This window comes from Halobacillus sp. SY10 (assembly GCF_045401165.1).
In the GTDB taxonomy this organism is placed as follows: Bacteria; Bacillota; Bacilli; order Bacillales; family Halobacillaceae; genus Halobacillus; species Halobacillus aidingensis.
This window is the reverse complement of the sequence record NZ_CP174345.1, coordinates 51036-69291: the sequence shown is the minus strand read 5'-3', so window position 1 is coordinate 69291 and position 18256 is coordinate 51036. Positions and strand designations below refer to the sequence as shown.

20 protein-coding genes are annotated in these 18256 nt (G+C 44.6%); 1 reads left to right on the top strand and 19 read right to left on the bottom strand.

The features are described from left to right. Positions 1–28: 28 nt before the first annotated feature. The 16 genes from ACJA3J_RS00360 to metG form a co-directional block, all read right to left on the bottom strand. Complete coding sequence (locus tag ACJA3J_RS00360; protein ID WP_089654595.1) at positions 29–259, bottom strand: anti-sigma-F factor Fin family protein; 231 nt, start codon at positions 257–259, stop codon at positions 29–31. Between the two features lie 76 nt (positions 260–335). After that, positions 336–899 (bottom strand): aminoacyl-tRNA hydrolase, encoded by a 564-nt coding sequence (gene pth, locus ACJA3J_RS00355; RefSeq protein WP_406945253.1) that lies wholly within the window; start codon positions 897–899, stop codon positions 336–338. Between the two features lie 305 nt (positions 900–1204). Continuing rightward, complete coding sequence (locus ACJA3J_RS00350; protein ID WP_406945252.1) at positions 1205–1858, bottom strand: 50S ribosomal protein L25/general stress protein Ctc; 654 nt, start codon at positions 1856–1858, stop codon at positions 1205–1207. Positions 1859–1937: 79 nt separating this feature from the next. Further along, positions 1938–2891, bottom strand: a complete 954-nt coding sequence (locus ACJA3J_RS00345) for a ribose-phosphate diphosphokinase (RefSeq protein WP_089654598.1) — start codon at positions 2889–2891, stop codon at positions 1938–1940. 15 nt (positions 2892–2906) lie between these two features. Next, a complete protein-coding gene (gene glmU, locus ACJA3J_RS00340; protein ID WP_089654599.1) occupies positions 2907–4286 on the bottom strand; it encodes a bifunctional UDP-N-acetylglucosamine diphosphorylase/glucosamine-1-phosphate N-acetyltransferase GlmU in 1380 nt (459 codons plus the stop codon). Positions 4287–4443: 157 nt separating this feature from the next. Beyond that, positions 4444–4743 (bottom strand): septation regulator SpoVG, encoded by a 300-nt coding sequence (spoVG, locus tag ACJA3J_RS00335; RefSeq protein ID WP_075038302.1) that lies wholly within the window; start codon positions 4741–4743, stop codon positions 4444–4446. Between the two features lie 169 nt (positions 4744–4912). Next, entirely contained in the window at positions 4913–5731 is an 819-nt protein-coding gene (purR, locus tag ACJA3J_RS00330) for a pur operon repressor (protein WP_115824775.1), read from the bottom strand. A gap of 53 nt (positions 5732–5784) precedes the next feature. Continuing rightward, positions 5785–6657, bottom strand: coding sequence for a 4-(cytidine 5'-diphospho)-2-C-methyl-D-erythritol kinase (ispE, locus tag ACJA3J_RS00325; protein ID WP_089654601.1), 873 nt, complete (start codon positions 6655–6657; stop codon positions 5785–5787). Between the two features lie 113 nt (positions 6658–6770). After that, positions 6771–6950 (bottom strand): small, acid-soluble spore protein, alpha/beta type, encoded by a 180-nt coding sequence (locus ACJA3J_RS00320; protein ID WP_115895152.1) that lies wholly within the window; start codon positions 6948–6950, stop codon positions 6771–6773. A 168-nt stretch (positions 6951–7118) separates the two neighbouring features. Then, positions 7119–7379, bottom strand: a complete 261-nt coding sequence (gene veg, locus ACJA3J_RS00315; protein WP_035511778.1) for a biofilm formation stimulator Veg — start codon at positions 7377–7379, stop codon at positions 7119–7121. A 794-nt stretch (positions 7380–8173) separates the two neighbouring features. Further along, positions 8174–9058: a sporulation peptidase YabG gene (yabG, locus tag ACJA3J_RS00310; protein ID WP_181898745.1), complete on the bottom strand. Its 885-nt coding sequence runs from the start codon at positions 9056–9058 to the stop codon at positions 8174–8176. A gap of 69 nt (positions 9059–9127) precedes the next feature. Next, the gene (gene rsmA, locus ACJA3J_RS00305) at positions 9128–9997 is read right to left on the bottom strand and encodes a 16S rRNA (adenine(1518)-N(6)/adenine(1519)-N(6))-dimethyltransferase RsmA (RefSeq protein WP_089654604.1); all 870 of its coding nucleotides are present in this window, start codon (positions 9995–9997) and stop codon (positions 9128–9130) included. Next, positions 9987–10550 carry a ribonuclease M5 gene (gene rnmV, locus ACJA3J_RS00300; protein ID WP_089654605.1) on the bottom strand — a complete coding sequence of 188 codons (564 nt, stop codon included), beginning with the start codon at positions 10548–10550 and terminating at the stop codon, positions 9987–9989. Before rnmV ends, rsmA begins: the two co-directional genes overlap by 11 nt. A gap of 99 nt (positions 10551–10649) precedes the next feature. Next, positions 10650–11909 carry a G5 and 3D domain-containing protein gene (locus tag ACJA3J_RS00295; RefSeq protein WP_115895237.1) on the bottom strand — a complete coding sequence of 420 codons (1260 nt, stop codon included), beginning with the start codon at positions 11907–11909 and terminating at the stop codon, positions 10650–10652. 210 nt (positions 11910–12119) lie between these two features. After that, positions 12120–12893, bottom strand: a complete 774-nt coding sequence (locus ACJA3J_RS00290) for a TatD family hydrolase (RefSeq protein WP_115895238.1) — start codon at positions 12891–12893, stop codon at positions 12120–12122. A gap of 81 nt (positions 12894–12974) precedes the next feature. Then, positions 12975–14930, bottom strand: a complete 1956-nt coding sequence (gene metG / locus ACJA3J_RS00285; RefSeq protein WP_115895239.1) for a methionine--tRNA ligase — start codon at positions 14928–14930, stop codon at positions 12975–12977. Positions 14931–15345: 415 nt separating this feature from the next. Here metG and ACJA3J_RS00280 point away from each other — a divergent pair, with 415 nt between their 5' ends. Further along, the gene (locus ACJA3J_RS00280) at positions 15346–15621 is read left to right on the top strand and encodes an AbrB/MazE/SpoVT family DNA-binding domain-containing protein (RefSeq protein ID WP_075038313.1); all 276 of its coding nucleotides are present in this window, start codon (positions 15346–15348) and stop codon (positions 15619–15621) included. 122 nt (positions 15622–15743) lie between these two features. Here ACJA3J_RS00280 and rsmI read toward each other — a convergent pair whose 3' ends face one another. From rsmI to ACJA3J_RS00265, 3 genes are read right to left on the bottom strand one after another with little or no spacing between them, the layout of a single operon-like run. Beyond that, positions 15744–16619, bottom strand: coding sequence for a 16S rRNA (cytidine(1402)-2'-O)-methyltransferase (rsmI, locus tag ACJA3J_RS00275; protein ID WP_406945251.1), 876 nt, complete (start codon positions 16617–16619; stop codon positions 15744–15746). After that, a complete protein-coding gene (locus ACJA3J_RS00270; protein ID WP_115824781.1) occupies positions 16588–16887 on the bottom strand; it encodes a GIY-YIG nuclease family protein in 300 nt (99 codons plus the stop codon). Before ACJA3J_RS00270 ends, rsmI begins: the two co-directional genes overlap by 32 nt. Continuing rightward, the gene (locus ACJA3J_RS00265) at positions 16877–17620 is read right to left on the bottom strand and encodes a tRNA1(Val) (adenine(37)-N6)-methyltransferase (RefSeq protein ID WP_115895241.1); all 744 of its coding nucleotides are present in this window, start codon (positions 17618–17620) and stop codon (positions 16877–16879) included. The genes ACJA3J_RS00270 and ACJA3J_RS00265 overlap by 11 nt, the downstream gene beginning before the upstream one ends. Between the last annotated feature and the right edge of the window lie 636 nt (positions 17621–18256).

Genomic DNA, 18256 nt, shown 5'->3' with positions numbered 1-18256 from the left:
GATTTCCGATCGATTCAGAAACCAAGATTTACTGTATAAAAAAGTCTAGCTCATGGTAATGTGGATTGTCGTCTAATGATTCTTTGCACGAGTCACAAATGGTTCGAATGTCCATGTCGCCGCTCGCTGTCATATGAACCATTTGCTCTTGGTCCTGATCATTTAAGATATCAAAGCCCAACTGGGACACATCCACATGTTCCGCATCTAATTCTCCGACCTGATTTTCACAATGACGGCAAAAATAACGTATTTTCATTTCCATCCTCCTTGAGGGGTTGATGGTAGATAGTTTTACCGTCATTCGGGACTGTTATACGAACACAGTAATCCAGTCACTTCACATTAAAATCATTCATCACTTCGTTAAACGGTTTCTCTATCCATGCTTCACAAGCTTTTACCGCATGATCAATGCTTTCTTCAACCGGCCCTTGTTCTTCTTTAGAGAAGCCACCTAACACATGATCGATGACCGTTTTTGAACCTTCCGGACGACCAACACCGACACGCAGCCGTTTGAATTCTTTTGTTCCCAGCTGGTCGATAATATTACGAATGCCATTATGCCCGCCATGGCCGCCTTTTTTCCGTAAACGAATCTTCCCTGGTGGCAAATCCAAGTCATCATAGATCACCAATACATCTTCAATATCGATATCATAAAATTCCATCAAAGGCCGTAGTGCTTCACCGGATAAATTCATGTACGTTTGGGGTTTCAACAGGATAATTTTCTCCCCGTTGAAACGCTCCATCGTGAATAAACCGTTAAATTTTTTCTGTCTCAAGGACCACTGATTTCGTGAAGCCAATTCATCTATAATCATAAACCCGATATTGTGACGGGTCTCTTCGTACTTTTTCCCTGGATTTCCAAGTCCTACAATACACTTCATACATAACTTCCTTTTCTGTCTTTATACTATTGATTCATTATATCAAAAGGAAACGCGGAAAGATGTCAAAATGCGTTCCATCCATGCAAAAACTTACTCCTAATCTGTCGTCCGTTTATACAATCCCCATAACCCGGATTCTTAACCGCAGGACAGCGAAACTGGTACAACAATAGCATAAGCCCATCAACAGTTTAAAGCTTCTTTAACACCATTGATTGGCTTATGCCTACAGGAAAGGAATATAAAGAATGAACGATTAAAAAGGGCGCGCCTGCTCGGCCACGCCCTTTGTGTGTTTCCCATTACTGTTCTTTTTCTTCGGAATCTTCTTCTGCATCCTCTGATTTCTCATTAATGACTTCAGGTTCAGCATCAGAATCTGTATCCGGCTCGTCTTCCGGCATTTCTTCCGGAGGAGTAACGGATACAATCGTCGTATTTTCATCTTCGGTAATCTCATAGTTTCGGGACTCTTTCAAGTCACCAACCATGATGCTGTCACCGATATTCAATTCTGAAATGTCAACAACGATTTCCTCAGGAATATCGCGTGGCTTCGCACGGACAGCCAAATCGTAAAGCGGCTGCTGGACGACGCCGCCCTCTTTACTTCCTGTCGCTTCACCTTCTAAATGGACAGGAACTTCGACATCCATTTCCTCAGACATGTTTACAACATAGAAGTCTGCGTGGATCAATTCATCTTTCAATGGATCGACTTGATATTCATGCAACATGACATCTACGGTGTCTTTTCCATCAATATCAAGGGAGATAATTGCGTTCTTACCTTCATCACGAACGGTTTTAAGTAACTCTATGCTGTTAACAGCAACCGTGATCGGTTCTTTATCCTTCCCGTATACGACACTAGGAATGTTACCTTCCAGGCGAAGTTCACGGGTTACAGATTGCTTGAGATTTTGTCTTTGATTTGCTTTTAATGTAATAGCCAAATTAATCAACCTCCAGTAATTTACCAATCATTATTCCAGTTTCCCGTTAAAAACAAGAGTTAAACCTAATTATTCAAAATTAATCAAATAAAATACTAATGGATTGACGTTCATGGACACGGACAATGGCTTCACTGATCAAGCCAGCTACAGACAACTCTGTAATTTTCTCGCTTGATTTCTCTTCGCCAAGTGGAATCGTGTTTGTAACCACAAGCTCTTTAATTTTTGAATTATCGATACGCTCGATAGCAGGTCCAGATAAGACAGGGTGCGTACAACAAGCAAACACTTCTTTGGCGCCGTTCTCGACAAGAGCGTTGGCCGCCAGTGTAATGGTACCCGCCGTATCAATAATATCATCGATTAAAATCGCGGTCTTGCCTTCGATGTTACCGACGATGTTCATGACTTCAGCAACGTTTGGACGTGGACGGCGCTTATCAATGATAGCTATAGGGGCTTTTAGACGATCCGCCATCTTACGCGCACGTGTTACGCCTCCATGGTCAGGAGAAACGATGACAACATCCTCAAAGTTCTTCTCCTCAAAATAGTCGGATAGAATTGGAACACCGACAAGGTGATCGATCGGCAAGTTGAAGAATCCTTGAATTTGCGGTGCGTGCAGATCAAGCATCAATACGCGGGAAGCTCCTGCCGTTTCAAGCAGATCAGCAATCAATTTCGCTGTAATCGGCTCACGGGCACGCGCTTTTCTGTCTTGTCGTGCATAGCCATAATAAGGCATGACAATATTGATTGATTTTGCTGACGCACGTTTCAAAGCATCGATCATGATTAGGAGTTCCATGATGTGTTGGTTGACAGGCTCACATGTGGATTGGACAACATATACATCACACCCACGGATACTTTCTTCAATGTTGATTTGAATCTCTCCGTCACTAAAGCTCGTGACTGTACATTTACCTAGCTCGACTCCGATGTTATCAGCAATCTCTTTCGCTAACTCAGGATTTGAGTTGAGTGAGAATACTTTCAGTTTTGAATCCTTATATCCAGTTGCCATGGATGGAACCCTCCGTTAATCTTTTTTGATCGATTTCATTTTACTTGCATAGCCTTCTTTGTTCGTCTGACGGGAACGGGCAATCGACAAAGCCTCGGACGGGACATCCTGGTTAATTGTAGAGCCCGCAGCTACATAAGCACCTTTTCCTACGGTGACAGGAGCAATCAAGTTGGAATTGCATCCGATGAATGCATCATCTTCAATCGTCGTCAGATGCTTGTTCTCTCCATCGTAGTTCACCGTGATGGTTCCACAACCGATGTTGACACCACTTCCAACCTCAGCATCCCCGATATAACTTAAGTGAGAAGCTTTGCTTCCATCGCCGAAGGAGGCTTTTTTCACTTCCACAAAGTTTCCGACTTTCACATCATCGCCTAAAGAAGATTGCGGACGAATGTGAGCAAAAGGCCCAATCTGGACACGGGAGCCGATTTTACTATCAGCAGCGACACTCTGTTTAATGGTCGTCTCACTACCTACGTAACTGTTTGTAATCGTCGTATGTGGCCCGATAAGAGCATCATCTTCAATGGTCGTTGCCCCTTCCAAAACGCTTCCAGGATAGATGACAACATCTCTTCCTATGGTCACATCTGGACCGATATACGTTTGTTCAGGATCGACAAGCGTAACCCCGTTTCTCATATGTTGCTCGTTAATCCGTTGTTTCATTAGCTTTTCTGCTTTTGACAACGCCACACGATCGTTAACGCCAAGAGATTCCGAAAACTCCGGTGTTTGATAAGCACTGATTGTTTCGCCCTGACCTTTCAGGATTTCAATGACATCTGGCAGGTAATATTCGCCCTGAACATTATCATTGGAGACGTTTTTAAGTGCATCAAACAACATAGCATTATCAAAACAATACGTACCTGTATTGATTTCTTGAATCGCCTGTTCTTCATCAGAGGCATCTTTTTGCTCAACGATTCGTTCCACCTGGCCATTTCCGCCACGGATGACACGTCCGTACCCATGCGGATCTTCGGCATGTGCCGTCAGAACCGTCGCCTTCGCTCCTTCTGCATCATGATGATCCAGGAGCTTTTGAAGCGTTTCCCCTGTCAATAACGGCGTATCGCCACAGACAACCACGGTCGTCCCTTCTTTATCAGCCAAAATATCATCCGCTTGCAAAACAGCGTGGCCTGTTCCCAACTGCTCCTCCTGGATGACATAATGACTATCCTCACCAAGCTGTTCCTGGACTTTTTCAGCGCCAAAACCTACAACGGTGATCAACTCTTGCAAATCTAATGTATTCAACTGGTCGACAACGTGCTGAACCATCGGCTTTCCACATACGGGATGCAAAACCTTATAAAGTTTAGACTTCATACGTGTACCTTGGCCAGCGGCTAGAACGACAGCATATCTATTAGTCATGAACGTACCTCCATCCTAAATATCCACTTTGAATCATATCTCAATACAACACGTATTTCAACATTTAGAGGAGGAACACGGACGGAAATCCCACCAAGCTCTAGCATTAAAAAAAGAGTCTAACCTGGTTCGGTTAGACTCGTGTTGTGCGTAAGTATTAGGAAGCGCCGGCTTCTTCGAATTCCACCTCAGCTTCTTCCTCATCACCAGCACGGTGATAAGCTTCAAGTACAGCGTCCTGGATCTTTCCACGAGTACCTGAATTAATCGGGTGTGCAATGTCACGAAACTCCCCATCCGGAGTGCGTTTGCTCGGCATCGCCACGAACAGTCCATTGTTGCCATCAATCACCCGTATGTCATGGACAACAAACTCCTGGTCCAAGGTAATAGAAGCAATTGCTCGCATTCTTCCATCAGTATTCACGCGTCGCAGTCTTACGTCAGTTACTTCCATTAGATTCACCACCTTTTATACAAAAGAACTTATGTAAGACAAATTCCACAAAACGGGAAAAAATCCTGCTAATTTTTCTAAAAAATTTTTTGATTCTGTATATTCGAGTGTGAAACCATGAAAAAAGCCCTCATACAAAAGGATGAGGGCTCTTTTCAAAACATATTTTTTATATATTTTCTAACAAGTTTCCAGGTCGGACTTCGATGGAGGATTTACGTTCATCTGCATTAATGATCTGCACAACCGATAAATAATCATCCACAACACGATCTTCCTCTTCGTCTTCTGCTTCAGCAAGTACACCGATTCCTGCCAATTCAGCATCAAATTCCATTAATAAGTTCCGCATTCCATTAATGGTTCCACCAGCTTTCATGAAATCATCAATGATGCATACCCTTGATCCTTGAGGAAGAGATCTCTTCGTTAAAACCATCGTTTGAATCTTCCGTGTCGAACCGGAAACGTAATTAATGCTCACCGTTGATCCTTCGGAAATTTTTGGATCTCTTCTCGCAATCACTACGGGAACGTTCAAGTAGGAAGCGACAGCGTAAGCGAGAGGAATCCCTTTCGTTGCTACCGTCATCACCACATCGATGTCTTTATCACGAAAAGCAGAAGCGAACAGTTTGCCGATGTTACGCGTTGTTTCCGGATCACCGAGCAAGTCACTCATAAATAAATAGCCACCCGGGAGGAGTCTCGCAGGATCCTCCAGCTTCTCACATAACTCTTCAACGAAACGATGGCTTTCTTCTTTTGAGAAAGCAGGGATATATTTCACTCCCCCTGCTGCTCCAGAAACCGTCTCTAAATAGCCGATTCCCTCATGTTGGAACATTTTGTTGACGATTCCTAAATCTTCACTGATAGATGATTTCGCAGCATCATACTTTTCTGAGAAAAAAGGAAGAGAAATAAGCTCTCGTGGTCGATCTAGAATATAATGAGTCATGGCGACAAGTCTTTCGCTTCTTTTCATACAAAGACACCTCTAAATCCGAATGTTTTCATTAAATATAACAAATTCGTACGTTATTTATCAAGTGGTTCTCTGTATCCGAGCATACGAACCATGAAAACTTCCGTACAAAAGCCCTTTAAACTGTTATAGATTCTTTGGGCCCGTGCATCGTGTTCAACGAGGGAAAAGACGGTGGGGCCACTTCCACTCATGAGAACCGCATCAGCTCCTGCTTGTTTCATCTGCTCTTTGATTTGACCGACTTCCTCATGCATCTGAAGCGTCACACCCTCAAGTGTATTGCCGACGTTCTTACAAATGCCGTAGTAGTCTCCTTTTTTCAAAGCTTCTACCATGGCTTCCGTATTCGGATGCTGAGCAGCACTCAAATCAAGGTTCTTATAGACCGACTGGGTCGATACACCAAGCGTAGGTTTGGAAAGGACCACCCAACATGGAGGAGGGGCAGGAAGGTGTTGGATTTTTTCTCCGCGGCCGGTCGCAAGTGCCGTTCCTCCATACACACAGAAGGACACATCCGAACCAATTTCCGATCCTAGTTCAGCTAATTCATCCATGCTCAAACCTAACCCCCACATCCGGTTCACACCTCGTAGGACAGCTGCAGCATCACTGCTGCCTCCTGCAAGCCCAGCAGCTACAGGGATGTTCTTTTCAATAAAGATTTTTACCCCCTGAGTCACGCGGAAACGATCTTTCAACAATTGGGCCGCACGGTAGGCTAAGTTACGCTCATCATTCGGGACAAAACGGCTTTCCGATTCCACTTTGATTTCATCGTCAGAGAGGAGGGTCAATTCAATGCGATCCGCAAGATCGACAGTTGTCATGACCATCTCTACTTCATGAAACCCGTCTGCACGTTTATGTAAAGCATCAAGAGACAAATTAATTTTCGCAGGAGCTTTTTCAAGTATTTGCATGCAAACACCTCATCTTCCATTTGATTCTGAAAGCATTGTACCATACTTGATGGGTTGGTGAGGGGCACGAGAAAGGAAAAAGCCCCTGGAGCATCAAGCGCCAGGGGAAAAGCTTACTGTTGGTGGTTCACCATTTGTTCTTCTGCCATTTGAATTGCTCGTTTTACCATATTGCCGGCATCCCGCCCAGAAATGCCGCCCCATCCGTCTTTTTCTACCTTGTCGTAAAACCCAAGTTCTTTCGCGATCTCTTCTTTCAACGAATCGGACATCATGCTACGCTTACGTCCCATCGTCTTCAGCTCCTTTCGCTTTCACTCAGCTACGACAATGTTAGTATGTGCGGAACATGTAACGGACAAGCAAGGGAGTTGTATGTAAGGATGGTAATGATTCCTTCTTTATCTTTGTGAATGATATTCCATTTTGCAGACAAAATAAAAAAGCAGCAAACGGTTGGTTCACTGCTCAAGTGCCATAGTCTGTAGGTCGTCGAAGTTCAATTCGACTGTCTCTGTAAGTACATCTGCATAGCTGTAAGATACACGTTCAAAAGCATTTTCTTCTTGATCCAGCTCTACAATGAAAACAGCAGGATATGTCTCTGCCAATACACCGGATCGCTCGATTGTTTTACGGCGTCCGCCGTTTGCTTTCAAAGTTAGGCGTTTACCAATTTGCCCTTCAAGGGATTGCTTGATTTCTACTAACGTTTTAGCCACTGCACTCCACCTCACTGTAAATTAGTTTATCACAGACTTGGGACAAAGTCAAATAAAATTATTAATTATACCAACTGATCATTCACAATGCAACAGAATGATATAAATAATCGGTCTTGGTTAGCTTATCCATTTCAAGGAAAAGTATGTAAGCTTTTTTCATTTCCTTAAAATCCGTACATATCCCTCTTCCGCTAACACTCCCTTTAGTTGAAGACTCAGTTTCGAGATGTTTCTGGGTTCGTTGCCTGGGTTGAGGTCAGGGGTGGCTGGGAAGCAACTCGCTTTCCTGTGGGGAGCGCCGAGCTTCCTCGGACTGCGTCCTGCGGGATCTCGCCTATCTCCTTCTCCCACGGGAGTCTCGCAGCTTCCCAACCACCCCATTTCATATGAGGGAGAAACGAACCCCCTATACCGAGATGGAGTGCCCACCACTCTCCCATCTAGAGTGGGATAAGCTTCTGTATCAAGCTTTCACTTTCTGAATGCCACTGGTCAGAATTAATATTATCCTTTTTCCAAAACCATACAAGCTGATTTTAAAGTAGTGGTTTCGAGAACCTCCCTTGGTTAAGGGGCGGAGGGGAATGGCGAGACTCCTGCGGGAAAAGAGTGCTAGGTGAGACCCCGCAAGGCTTAGCATGAGGAGGCTCACCGCGCTCCCGCGGAAAGCGAGTTATTCCCCTCCGCCCCATCCACTCAACAAAATTCTCGAAATTGAGCCTTACACAATCCTGCCATTTAGCTGAAGGTGAATAAAAAAAAGCCGTCATCACGTGATGACGGCTTTTTTTTTATGGTTCCTGGATTTCTTCTGTTTGGTTTTCAGTGTAGGGCATACCGATCCGGAGCAATCCTTTGGTTTCAATCCCGCCAAGGCCATCTTCTCCACTGATGGTATTACGAATGACTTCCCATATGTTGATATGGTCCATAAACGAAGTGTACGCCACACGAGCAGCGACGTAGACCGGGTCGATGGCGTGAATGTTAACTCGGGCGGGGGAGCTCGCAAAGTTCGCTCCTGCCCGTATGATTGACTCAAAATGGGATTGGCAGGCACCCGCAAAGACGACCATTTGATCGAAGTTCGGATATTTCCTCCTTATGTTCCGGACAGCTTCTACAAAGTATTTGGAATGACGATAAGACTCTAACTCCCTGACAGTTCCTTTCGCTTTGGAGTAAGAGTCGTGTCCCGTCAAAACGACAATTTCCGGGTGCACTTTTTCGATTAGAGACAGGACTTGGTTCGGCATTTCTTTTTCATGAAGGTATTGCCCATGGACTTGCAAACCAAGTTGTTCATATAAAGCAATACATTTCTTCAAAAACAATGGATCTCCATCTATATGAAGAATGCGGGGTGGTATTTGAAAGTAATTGGTTTCTTTCTTTTCTGCATACCCGCTCCCCGCTTCTGCTTCTCTTTTTTCTTTGAGGAGCCTGTAATCCTGACGAAACAATCGGTAGGAATAGGCTTCTTTCTCATCGACTTCACTTTTTCTACGGTGATACTCAGCTCCGGTTACTTTTTCAAGATCATCGAGAGGGGCGTCGGCCTCGAGTCGTACATGCTCGCCCATCAATTTTAAGAGCGGTCCCTTCTCTGACTTTACTCGAAAAATGATGTCGTGCTGATAGGATTTCCGTGTTACAAGGTCTCCACTTGATATCATCACTTCCCCACCTCACTCTATACACTACTGTAGTGTATGTGTGAGCATGGGCTTTGTGTCTCTTTACCGCTACTTATATAAAACGTTGGCTAGGTCAGCAAATTCCTTCATCGACAAAGATTCCCCACGCCGAGATGGTTCGATATTAATCTTTTCCAGACGGCTTCTGAGCTCTTCCTTATCCATTTCCCCTTTAAAATGACGGGCTAAGTTGTTCATTAACGTTTTTCTGCGTTGACCGAACGTCGCTTTTACGACGTCGAAGAAGAACTCTTCATCCTCAACCTCCACGGGTGGTTTCTCCCTCATTTCTAAATGCAGAACGGAAGAATCAACGTTTGGTTGGGGCATAAAGACGGTCTTAGGTACATTCAAGACGACACTTGCTTCTGTATAATACTGGACGGCAATGGAAAGGGAACCATAACTTTTTGTATTGGGTTCAGCAGCCATACGATCCGCCACTTCTTTCTGGATCATGACCGTAATGCTGTCGATAGGTAATTGGTCCATTAAAAGTTTCATCAGAATAGGCGTCGTAATATAATAAGGAAGGTTAGCTACGACACGAACCGGTTGACCAGGCTTGAAATGGTCAGCGATGACACGTGCGACATCCGCTTTGAGAATATCCTGGTTGATGACTTCGACATTGTCGTAGCTCCCAAGGGTTTCTTCCAAAATCGGAAGGAGGCGCTGGTCGATTTCAAAGGCAACCACTCGGTCAGCGTGCTGAGCCAGCTGCTCTGTTAAAGCCCCGATTCCTGGTCCAATCTCTATTGCATTCGCTGAACGGTCGATTCCCGCCTCTGCAATGATATTTTTTAAGATATTGACATCAATTAAGAAGTTCTGCCCCAAGCTTTTCTTAAATGAGAACCCGTAGGTCTGTAAAATTTCTTTCGTTCTTGTCGGTGTGGCTACTGCTTTACTGTTCATCTCTTTCCTCCTGTATGATCTGATCCATCACTTCATTTAGCTGGTGGGATGTAATGTGGAACATATTCAATCGCTTCAGCAACTGTTTTCCGTTCGTCTTGCCTATTCTGAGGGCGAGTCCCAATTTTTCTCGGCGCTTGGCAGCTTTTGGCCCTCCGATGAGCCCGTAGTTGACGAGATCAGCTTTTGCTATTTCGCCTTCTTGGATATCCACTAATTCATAAACCGCAGAAAGTGCCTCCTGGATATCAGCAATCGTCGCATGCTCGATCCCAATCCCCTTGTCATGCTTAGCTCGCGCACGATGTTTTGGTAAGAAGGCATGCTTGCACGCAGGAATGTGTTGGCTTACGATATGCCTGATCCGTTCTCCGGGGTAATCTGGATCAGTAAAAATGATGACCCCTCTTTTATCCTGGGCATGTTGGATTTGCTCAAGAACACTCTCATCAATCGCAGACCCATTCGTCTCAATGGTATCTGCATCCACGGCCGATTTAATTCGGGCGGTATCATCTTTCCCTTCCACAACAATCACTTCTTTAATTTTCACTGTCTTTCCTCCTGTTGCGTTCCCTTCATCATCTTTCCATAGCATACCATGAGTCTATACACGGAAAAAAGCAGAGGAACGATTCCTCTGCTATCTCCATTAATCTAATATTTTTACTTTTACATTACGAGACCCGAATTTAAGAGCCTCACTCCTGGAAGGAACGAATAGATCGATTCGGTTTCCGTTTATGGCTCCGCCTGTGTCTCCGGCAACGGCATACCCATATCCCTCTACCCAGACGCGACTTCCAAGTGGAATGACGCTCGGGTCGACCGCTACGACTTTTTGATTAGGATTCGCTTTCAAGTTGATGCCTGTAGCCGTAATACCGGAACATCCTGCGCAGTTAGCGGTGTAGGCCGTGGCATGCATATATAAAGTCTTCGCTTCACTTGTATCGTTACGCGAAACCGTCGTAGAAGCTTGACTGGAAGTAGAACGGGAAGAGCTGGACGAGTTGGATGAACTTGAAGCAGCAGCTGTCGCTTTTTTCTCTACTTTCGTTCCAAGAGCAACCACTTCTGTCTTACTCTCTTGTTCCACCGTTTCTTTGATCAGTTCACGGCTTGCTTCCTCGCCGTTTTTCAAAATCACTTCGTATTCCTTCGTAATCAACCCTTTTTCACCACTGGAAACGACTTTCTTTTCTCCTTTTGGAAGGGAGTCGTCTTTCTTCGTTTCCACTGTAAAGTCCACTTCCTCTTCCACAATGTCGGTCACTTTTTCAACTCTGGTAATCATGACCTTTTTATCAGAGGAGAGATCTTCTTCTTCACTTAGATTCAACTCATCCAGTTCGTTCAGGGTGATTCCCTCTTCTTGAAGCAATTCGTCAACCGTGGATGCGGTCGTCCAGATTCTTCCGGATTCCCCGCCATCATTGACGGTCACTTGGAAGGCCTGCTGGACTTCGATGTTCATGCCTTCTTTAATGAGAGCATCAGGATTATGGGAAACTTCATCCCGCTTGTTGAACTCCAGACCCTCCTGCTCAAAGAATTCCTCCACCGTCGAGGCTGTTGTATAGTATTCTTCTGTATGATTACGATCGATGGCTAGATTGATAGACTTAGATGCTATGTACGTGACATCCATTCCATATTCAACCGGATCGGATAAGTTATGCGATAATTCATCATGTTGTTGGACAGTGACATCGAGCTCTGATAATAATTCATCGATTGTATCAGCATGAGTGCGTATCAGTTCTTTTTGCCCATTTTGTGTCACTTGAACAGAAGCTTTAGTAGCTTCATACGAAACGGTTACTAAAAAGGCGATGCATAGGACGGCAATCACAGTTGCCCATACCATCATGTGACTAATGGCTGATTTTAACAGGTTTCCTATTTTCATCCTTTGGCCTCCTTTCTAAAGCACGCGTTTTATTGTAGTCAAGTGACAAACACATGTCAAACGGACCCTCTTTACACAAAAATAGAGGAGCCAGCGTGACCATCACTGACTCCTCTATTATGCTATTTTACCTAGACGATTAACATAACAAACATGTTACAGTTCCCATACAATTGGATGAGTTTTGTAATATACCTTCCAAGGTCCCCTTTATTGCGACTGGATTCCAAAGAATTCGAGGGCATTCGAGGTCGTGGTTTCGCTGACCTCTTCATAGGAAATCCCCTTCAATTCAGCGATTTGTTCCGCAACGAGCTTCACATATGCAGGTTCATTTCGCTTCCCGCGGTTCGGATGCGGAGCAAGGAACGGGCAGTCCGTTTCTACTAACAAATGCTCAAGGTTCACCGCTTTGGCCACTTCTTTTGGTAATTTTGCATTCTTGAAAGTGACAGGACCTCCTAAGGAAATCATAAAGTTCATATCAATGCATTCCTGCGCCGTTTCGACAGGCCCACTGTAACAGTGCATGATGCCGCCGACATCCGCCGCATTCTCTTCCTTAAGAATTTCAACGATATCATCGGTTGCCTCACGATTGTGGATGACAATCGGCATCTTCACTTTCTTTGCCAGACGGATCTGTTTACGGAACACTTCTTTTTGGACGTCTTTCGGTGATTTATCCCAATGATAATCCAGTCCCATTTCCCCGATCGCGACGACTTTAGGGTGCTGAGACAATTCCTCGATCCATTGAAGATCCTCATCCGTCATATCAATGGCATCGACTGGATGCCAGCCTACAGCGGCATAGATGTTCTCATACCGCTCGGCAATTTCCATAGCTTTCGGAATCGTTTTCCTGTCGAAGCCTACAACGGTCATATACTGGACACCAGCTTCTTGTGCTCTTTCAATTGTTTCTTCCATGTCCTCCTCGAACTGATCTGCATTCAAATGGACGTGCGTATCAAACAACATTCATTCTCCCACCTTCATCAAGTAATCATCATGTAAAAAAAGGGAAAGCACTATGGAGAGCTTTCCCTTTTTATTGGTGTGTTATTTCACTTTCGTGCCATTCTTCAACGTCTGGTCCACGGATGCTAAAGATAGGCCATTGTCATCTTCACCCGCAAGAATCATCCCTTCAGACAATTCTCCACGGAGTTTGACCGGCTTCAAGTTGGCTACACAAATGACTTTTCTTCCCACAAGATCTTCCGGAGTGTAATGTTCAGCGATGCCAGAAACGACTTGGCGCTGCTCATATCCGAGATCCAGTTGGATTTTCAGCAGCTTATCTGCTTTTTTCACCTTGTCGACTTTCAGGACTTCTGCGACACGGAAATCAAGCTTCATGAAATCATCAATCGTTACTTCTTCCGCTTCATCCTTTTTCTCCTCTTTCTTCTCTTCTTTTTGAGGACCTGATTTTTTCATCATGTCTTTAATGATTTGAGTCTCTTCTTCCGCATCAAGACGCGGGAAGATCGGCTGGTCTTTTTGAACCTTCGTTCCTGCTGGAAGGATGCCGAATTCGCTGAGGCTCTCCCATGCTTTATGCTCATCTGCTGTGACACCAAGCTGCTGGAAGATGCGCTCAGGCGTCTGCGTCAAGAACGGCTGAAGCATGACGGCGATTTGACGAAGAGATTCAGCCAGGTGAGCCATCACATTACCAAGGCGTTCTTTGTGGTTTTCATCTTTAGCCAGCACCCAAGGCTGTGTTTCATCAATATATTTATTCGTACGGCTGACGAATTTCCAAAGATCTGCAAGAGCCACAGAAAACTCCATGTTTTCGAGGGAATCTTCTACAGATATTCTCGTCTCTTGGGCAAGTTTTTCAAGGCTTTGGTCAAATTCATCTTCACCTAATGTCAGTGCTGGAATTTCACCATCGAAATATTTACTGATCATCGCGACCGTACGGTTCAACAGGTTCCCTAGATCATTCGCAAGGTCATAGTTCGTGCGCTCAACGAATGCTTCTGGTGTAAAGACTCCATCAGAACCGAACGGTACTTCACGAAGCAAGTAGTAACGCAGCGCATCCAGACCATAACGATCACTCAGTTGGACCGGGTCCACGACGTTTCCCTTGGATTTGGACATTTTTCCGTCTTTCATCAAAATCCAGCCATGGGCAAATACCTGCTTTGGTAAAGGGAGATCCAGAGCCATCAGCATGATCGGCCAATAGATCGTATGGAAACGTACAATTTCCTTCCCGACAAGCTGGACATCTGCCGGCCAGTATTTTCGGTATTTAGAATCATCACCACTATCGTAACCTAGCGCTGAAATGTAGTTACTCAAAGCATCGATCCAAACGTAAATGACGTGCTTTTCATTTCCTGGTACACCAATTCCCCAATCGAATGTGGTCCGGGATACCGCCAAGTCTTCAAGGCCTGGCTTAATAAAGTTGTTGATCATTTCATTCTTCCGGCTTTCCGGCTGGATGAATGTAGGGTTCTTATCGTAGAACTCAAGCAATTGATCCACATAGTTGCTCATCTTGAAAAAGTAGGATTCTTCTTTTACTTTTTCTACCTCCCCGCCACAATCCGGGCAGCGGCCGTCTTCCAGCTGACGCTCTGTGAAAAAGGATTCACAAGGAGTACAATACCAACCTTCGTACTCATCCAAATAAATGTCGCCCTTTTTCATTAAGTAATCGAAAATTTTCTCTACCACTACTTTGTGGCGATCCTGCGTTGTACGAATGAAGTCATCATAGGAAATATCGAGTTTATCCCATAATTGCTTAATTCCGCTCACAATATCATCAACGTAAGCTTGTGGGGACACTCCTTTCTCCTCTGCCTTTCGCTGGATCTTCTGTCCATGCTCATCCGTTCCGGTCAAATACATGACATCATAGCCCCGCAAACGTTTGTAGCGTGCCATCGCATCACCCGCTACGGTCGTGTAGGCATGTCCAATATGCAAATTACCACTAGGGTAATAAATAGGTGTCGTTATATAAAATGTCTTGTTTTCCTCAGGCATCCTGTTCCCTCCTCAAAATCTTCATACCATAAGTCATAAAAGGTCATGGTATCATTCTATCGATTTATCTCCTTTATTTCCATTCCTAACATTAAAATATACCGAATTTTACGTAAAACTGTCAAAAGAACCAAACATTATAATTTCACATCTGTAAATACTCTGGTAAAATAAAATGTATATAGACAGGTTGGATAAACCAACCAGATATGGGATGAAAGGGATGGGTTGAGTTGGAAAGAGGCCTGGATGAAACGCTACACTCACCCATTTTCAATACCTGCACCAGTATGTGGAGTTGGAAATTCTTATCCCTTTTTAAGTAATTGACACGTCTGGGAATGGTTGGTACTATATTGTCGAGACATATGTCGAAACATGACAGCTAAACTTTTGATTGAGGGGAGACAGAAATATGAAATCTACAGGTATTGTACGTAAAGTCGACGAGCTCGGTCGCGTGGTTATTCCGATCGAACTTCGCCGCACACTAGGAATTAACGAAAAGGACGCGTTGGAGATTTATGTGGACGATGACCGCATCGTTCTAAAAAAATATAAGCCCAACATGACTTGCCATGTCACAGGGGAAGTTTCAGATGAAAATATGAAACTGGCAAACGGCAACCTAGTCCTAAGTAAGGAAGGCGCGCAAATGCTCCTTTCAGAACTACAAGACAACCTAAAATAAATTAGATTTAGAGATAAATAGAAAAGAGACGATTGACTGGTAAAAGAGAGAAAAAAGACATATGTTAAAGCAACCCCTTACTGTTCACAGGCCTGACAGTAAGGGGTTTTTTGATGCTTTTTTTATTTTTCTTCTACATGATAAGCCTGATAGACATCCCGTTTCGGGAGCTTCCGGTCTAAAGCCGTCTGCTTGATCGCTTCTTTATTCCTCATTCCATCGTTTTCGATATAGTGCTCGACGTGATCGACGACCGATAAGCTGGCCCACCACTGGCCATCCGCAGATTCTACATCGTCGGCCCCTTCAATCACTACACAAAATTCCCCACGAACTTGTTCAGAATGAGACCAATCGACTAATTCTCCCAAATCCCCACGGACATATTCTTCATACCGTTTCGTCAGTTCCCGGACTAACGAGGCCTTTCTATCCCCAAGCACTTCATGGACATGGCTCAACATCTCTTTTAATCGGTGGGGGGATTCATAAAAGATCAGAGTAGCTTGAATGGATTGAAGCTGCTCTAAAACGGCAGCGCGATCTTTCTTTTTCCTAGGAAGAAATCCATGAAAATAAAACCCTTCTGTGGAAAGCCCTGATCCGGCGAGGGCAGGCAAGGCGGCATTCGCTCCAGGTAGAACAACGACTGGCACATCTGCTTCCACTGCTCTTTGGACGAGGTCTGTTCCAGGATCTGATATTCCCGGCATGCCGGCATCACTGACGATGGCGATATTTTGCCCATCGCGAAGTCTCTCCATCAACTCCGGCCCTTTCGTATGTTTGTTATGTTCGTGGTAACTAACAAGTGTTGTAGAGATCTCAAAGTGATTGAGCAATTTTCTAGAATTTCTCGTATCCTCAGCGCCAATCATATCCACTTCTTTTAAAGTGTGGACGGCACGGAAGGTCATATCTTCCAGGTTCCCAATGGGAGTGGGTACAATATAAAGCGTCCCTTGTTCATGATCCATGAAACTTTTTTGTACATTCATCCACGCTCACCCCTTCCTTTCTTTGTTCAATCCAGTATTCTTTCTCTTTCCTTGTCATCCGTTTCAGCCGATATTCTTGTTGTAAGGCTTCTGACTTCGTTTCATACACCTCATACGCTTCTAATACTAGTGGGCCCCTTCCTCTCGTGTACTTGGCTCCTTTGCCTCTCTGATGCTTATCTAGTCTAGCTTCCAAATTGTTGGTGTAACCGGTATAAAGGGTCCCATCTTTACATTTGAGCATATAGACGAAATGACTATTCTCCATAAAGAATTTCCCTTAGTTCCTGGGTATATTCGTCATCATTCGTAAGGGCGTACAATGGAGGTAAAAATTTCAGTCCTGGCTTTCCGTCCCGGACTCCTTCAACCAGCAGAATGTTCGCCTCTTTTCCTTCTTTCGGATATACGAGCCGCATCCGTTTCGGTTCCAACTTGTACTTCTTGAATAGTTGAATAATTTCTACCATGCGCTCAGGGCGATGAACCATAGATACTTTTCCCCCGGACTTGGCAAGCCTGCTGCAAGCCTCTACAACGTCTTCTAAACTGCAATGGATTTCATGCCTGGCAATCGCCAAATGCTCATTCAAGTTCTGTTCATCTGCTTTTGGAGTAGGAAAATAAGGAGGATTGCATGTGACAAGATCGAATTTGTCATTGCCGTAATGGCCGGGCATGTCCTTTAAATCCCCATGAATCATATCAAGTTGATCTCCGAGGTCATTCAGGTCTATATTACGGAGGGCCATGTCATAGAGCCGCTCCTGAATTTCCACCCCGGTAATTGGAACATTTGAGCGGGTGGAAAGAAAAAGAGGAACGACCCCATTCCCTGTACATAAATCAAGGATTTTCCCGCGCGTTTTTGGTACGTAAGTAAAGTCAGCGAGTAACACCGCATCCAACGAAAAAGCGAATACGCTCGGGCTTTGTATAATCCGCATATTTTCTTTTGCTAATAAAAAGTCAATTCTTTCATCTCCATATAATTGAACCATTTCCGCTTTCCTTTCTATTTCTCGCTTTATTTTCTATCACTATTAGCTCCCTATTCTGGAAGACTCAATTTGGTGATAACCGGGGTTCGTTTGCCGTATTTGGGGTCAGGGGTGGTTGGGAAGCCACTCGCTTTCCTGTGGGGGAGCGCCGAGCTTCCTCGGACTTCGTCCTGCGGGATCTCGTCTATCTCCTTCTCCCACGGGAGTCTCGCAGCTTCCCAACAACCCCATTCCATGTGGAAGAGAAACGAACCCCTATACCAAGATGGTGCGTCTTCCACACCCTCCTCAGAAGCAGGCATAAGGGGCTCTATTTCAGGCTTTCGAACTTGAAATGACTACTAGGTAGAGTATTATATTTGCTTGCAGCGTTTCCAGAAATCGTTTCGAGACAATTACATGGCAAAGGGGCGGAGGGGAAGGGAGAGACTCCTGCGGGAAAAAAGTGCATGGTGAGACCCCGCAGGACGAAGTCCGAGGAGGCTCACCGCGCTCCCGCGGAAAGCGAGCAATTCCCCGCAGCCCCCATCCACTCAACAAAAGTCTCGAAACTGAGTCTTCCACAATCCTGCCAGATTATTTAATAATGCTCTTATGAAAAAATCAACCGAACTCAGCCATGATATAAAGAGAGCC

Coding starts and splice junctions, on each gene's coding strand:
- ACJA3J_RS00290 (WP_115895238.1), bottom strand. CDS start 12,893: ATGTTGTTTGATACGCACGTCCATTTGAATGCAGATCAGTTCGAGGAG.
- spoVG (WP_075038302.1), bottom strand. CDS start 4,743: ATGGAAGTAACTGACGTAAGACTGCGACGCGTGAATACTGATGGAAGA.
- pth (WP_406945253.1), bottom strand. CDS start 899: ATGAAGTGTATTGTAGGACTTGGAAATCCAGGGAAAAAGTACGAAGAG.
- rsmI (WP_406945251.1), bottom strand. CDS start 16,619: ATGAATGTACAAAAAAGTTTCATGGATCATGAACAAGGGACGCTTTAT.
- yabG (WP_181898745.1), bottom strand. CDS start 9,058: ATGATATCAAGTGGAGACCTTGTAACACGGAAATCCTATCAGCACGAC.
- ACJA3J_RS00295 (WP_115895237.1), bottom strand. CDS start 11,909: ATGAAAATAGGAAACCTGTTAAAATCAGCCATTAGTCACATGATGGTA.
- ACJA3J_RS00345 (WP_089654598.1), bottom strand. CDS start 2,891: ATGGCAACTGGATATAAGGATTCAAAACTGAAAGTATTCTCACTCAAC.
- ACJA3J_RS00360 (WP_089654595.1), bottom strand. CDS start 259: ATGAAAATACGTTATTTTTGCCGTCATTGTGAAAATCAGGTCGGAGAA.
- purR (WP_115824775.1), bottom strand. CDS start 5,731: ATGAAAAGAAGCGAAAGACTTGTCGCCATGACTCATTATATTCTAGAT.
- ACJA3J_RS00265 (WP_115895241.1), bottom strand. CDS start 17,620: ATGGTTCAATTATATGGAGATGAAAGAATTGACTTTTTATTAGCAAAA.
- ACJA3J_RS00280 (WP_075038313.1), top strand. CDS start 15,346: ATGAAATCTACAGGTATTGTACGTAAAGTCGACGAGCTCGGTCGCGTG.
- ACJA3J_RS00270 (WP_115824781.1), bottom strand. CDS start 16,887: ATGGAGAATAGTCATTTCGTCTATATGCTCAAATGTAAAGATGGGACC.
- rsmA (WP_089654604.1), bottom strand. CDS start 9,997: ATGAACAGTAAAGCAGTAGCCACACCGACAAGAACGAAAGAAATTTTA.
- ACJA3J_RS00320 (WP_115895152.1), bottom strand. CDS start 6,950: ATGGGACGTAAGCGTAGCATGATGTCCGATTCGTTGAAAGAAGAGATC.
- ispE (WP_089654601.1), bottom strand. CDS start 6,657: ATGCAAATACTTGAAAAAGCTCCTGCGAAAATTAATTTGTCTCTTGAT.
- glmU (WP_089654599.1), bottom strand. CDS start 4,286: ATGACTAATAGATATGCTGTCGTTCTAGCCGCTGGCCAAGGTACACGT.
- metG (WP_115895239.1), bottom strand. CDS start 14,930: ATGCCTGAGGAAAACAAGACATTTTATATAACGACACCTATTTATTAC.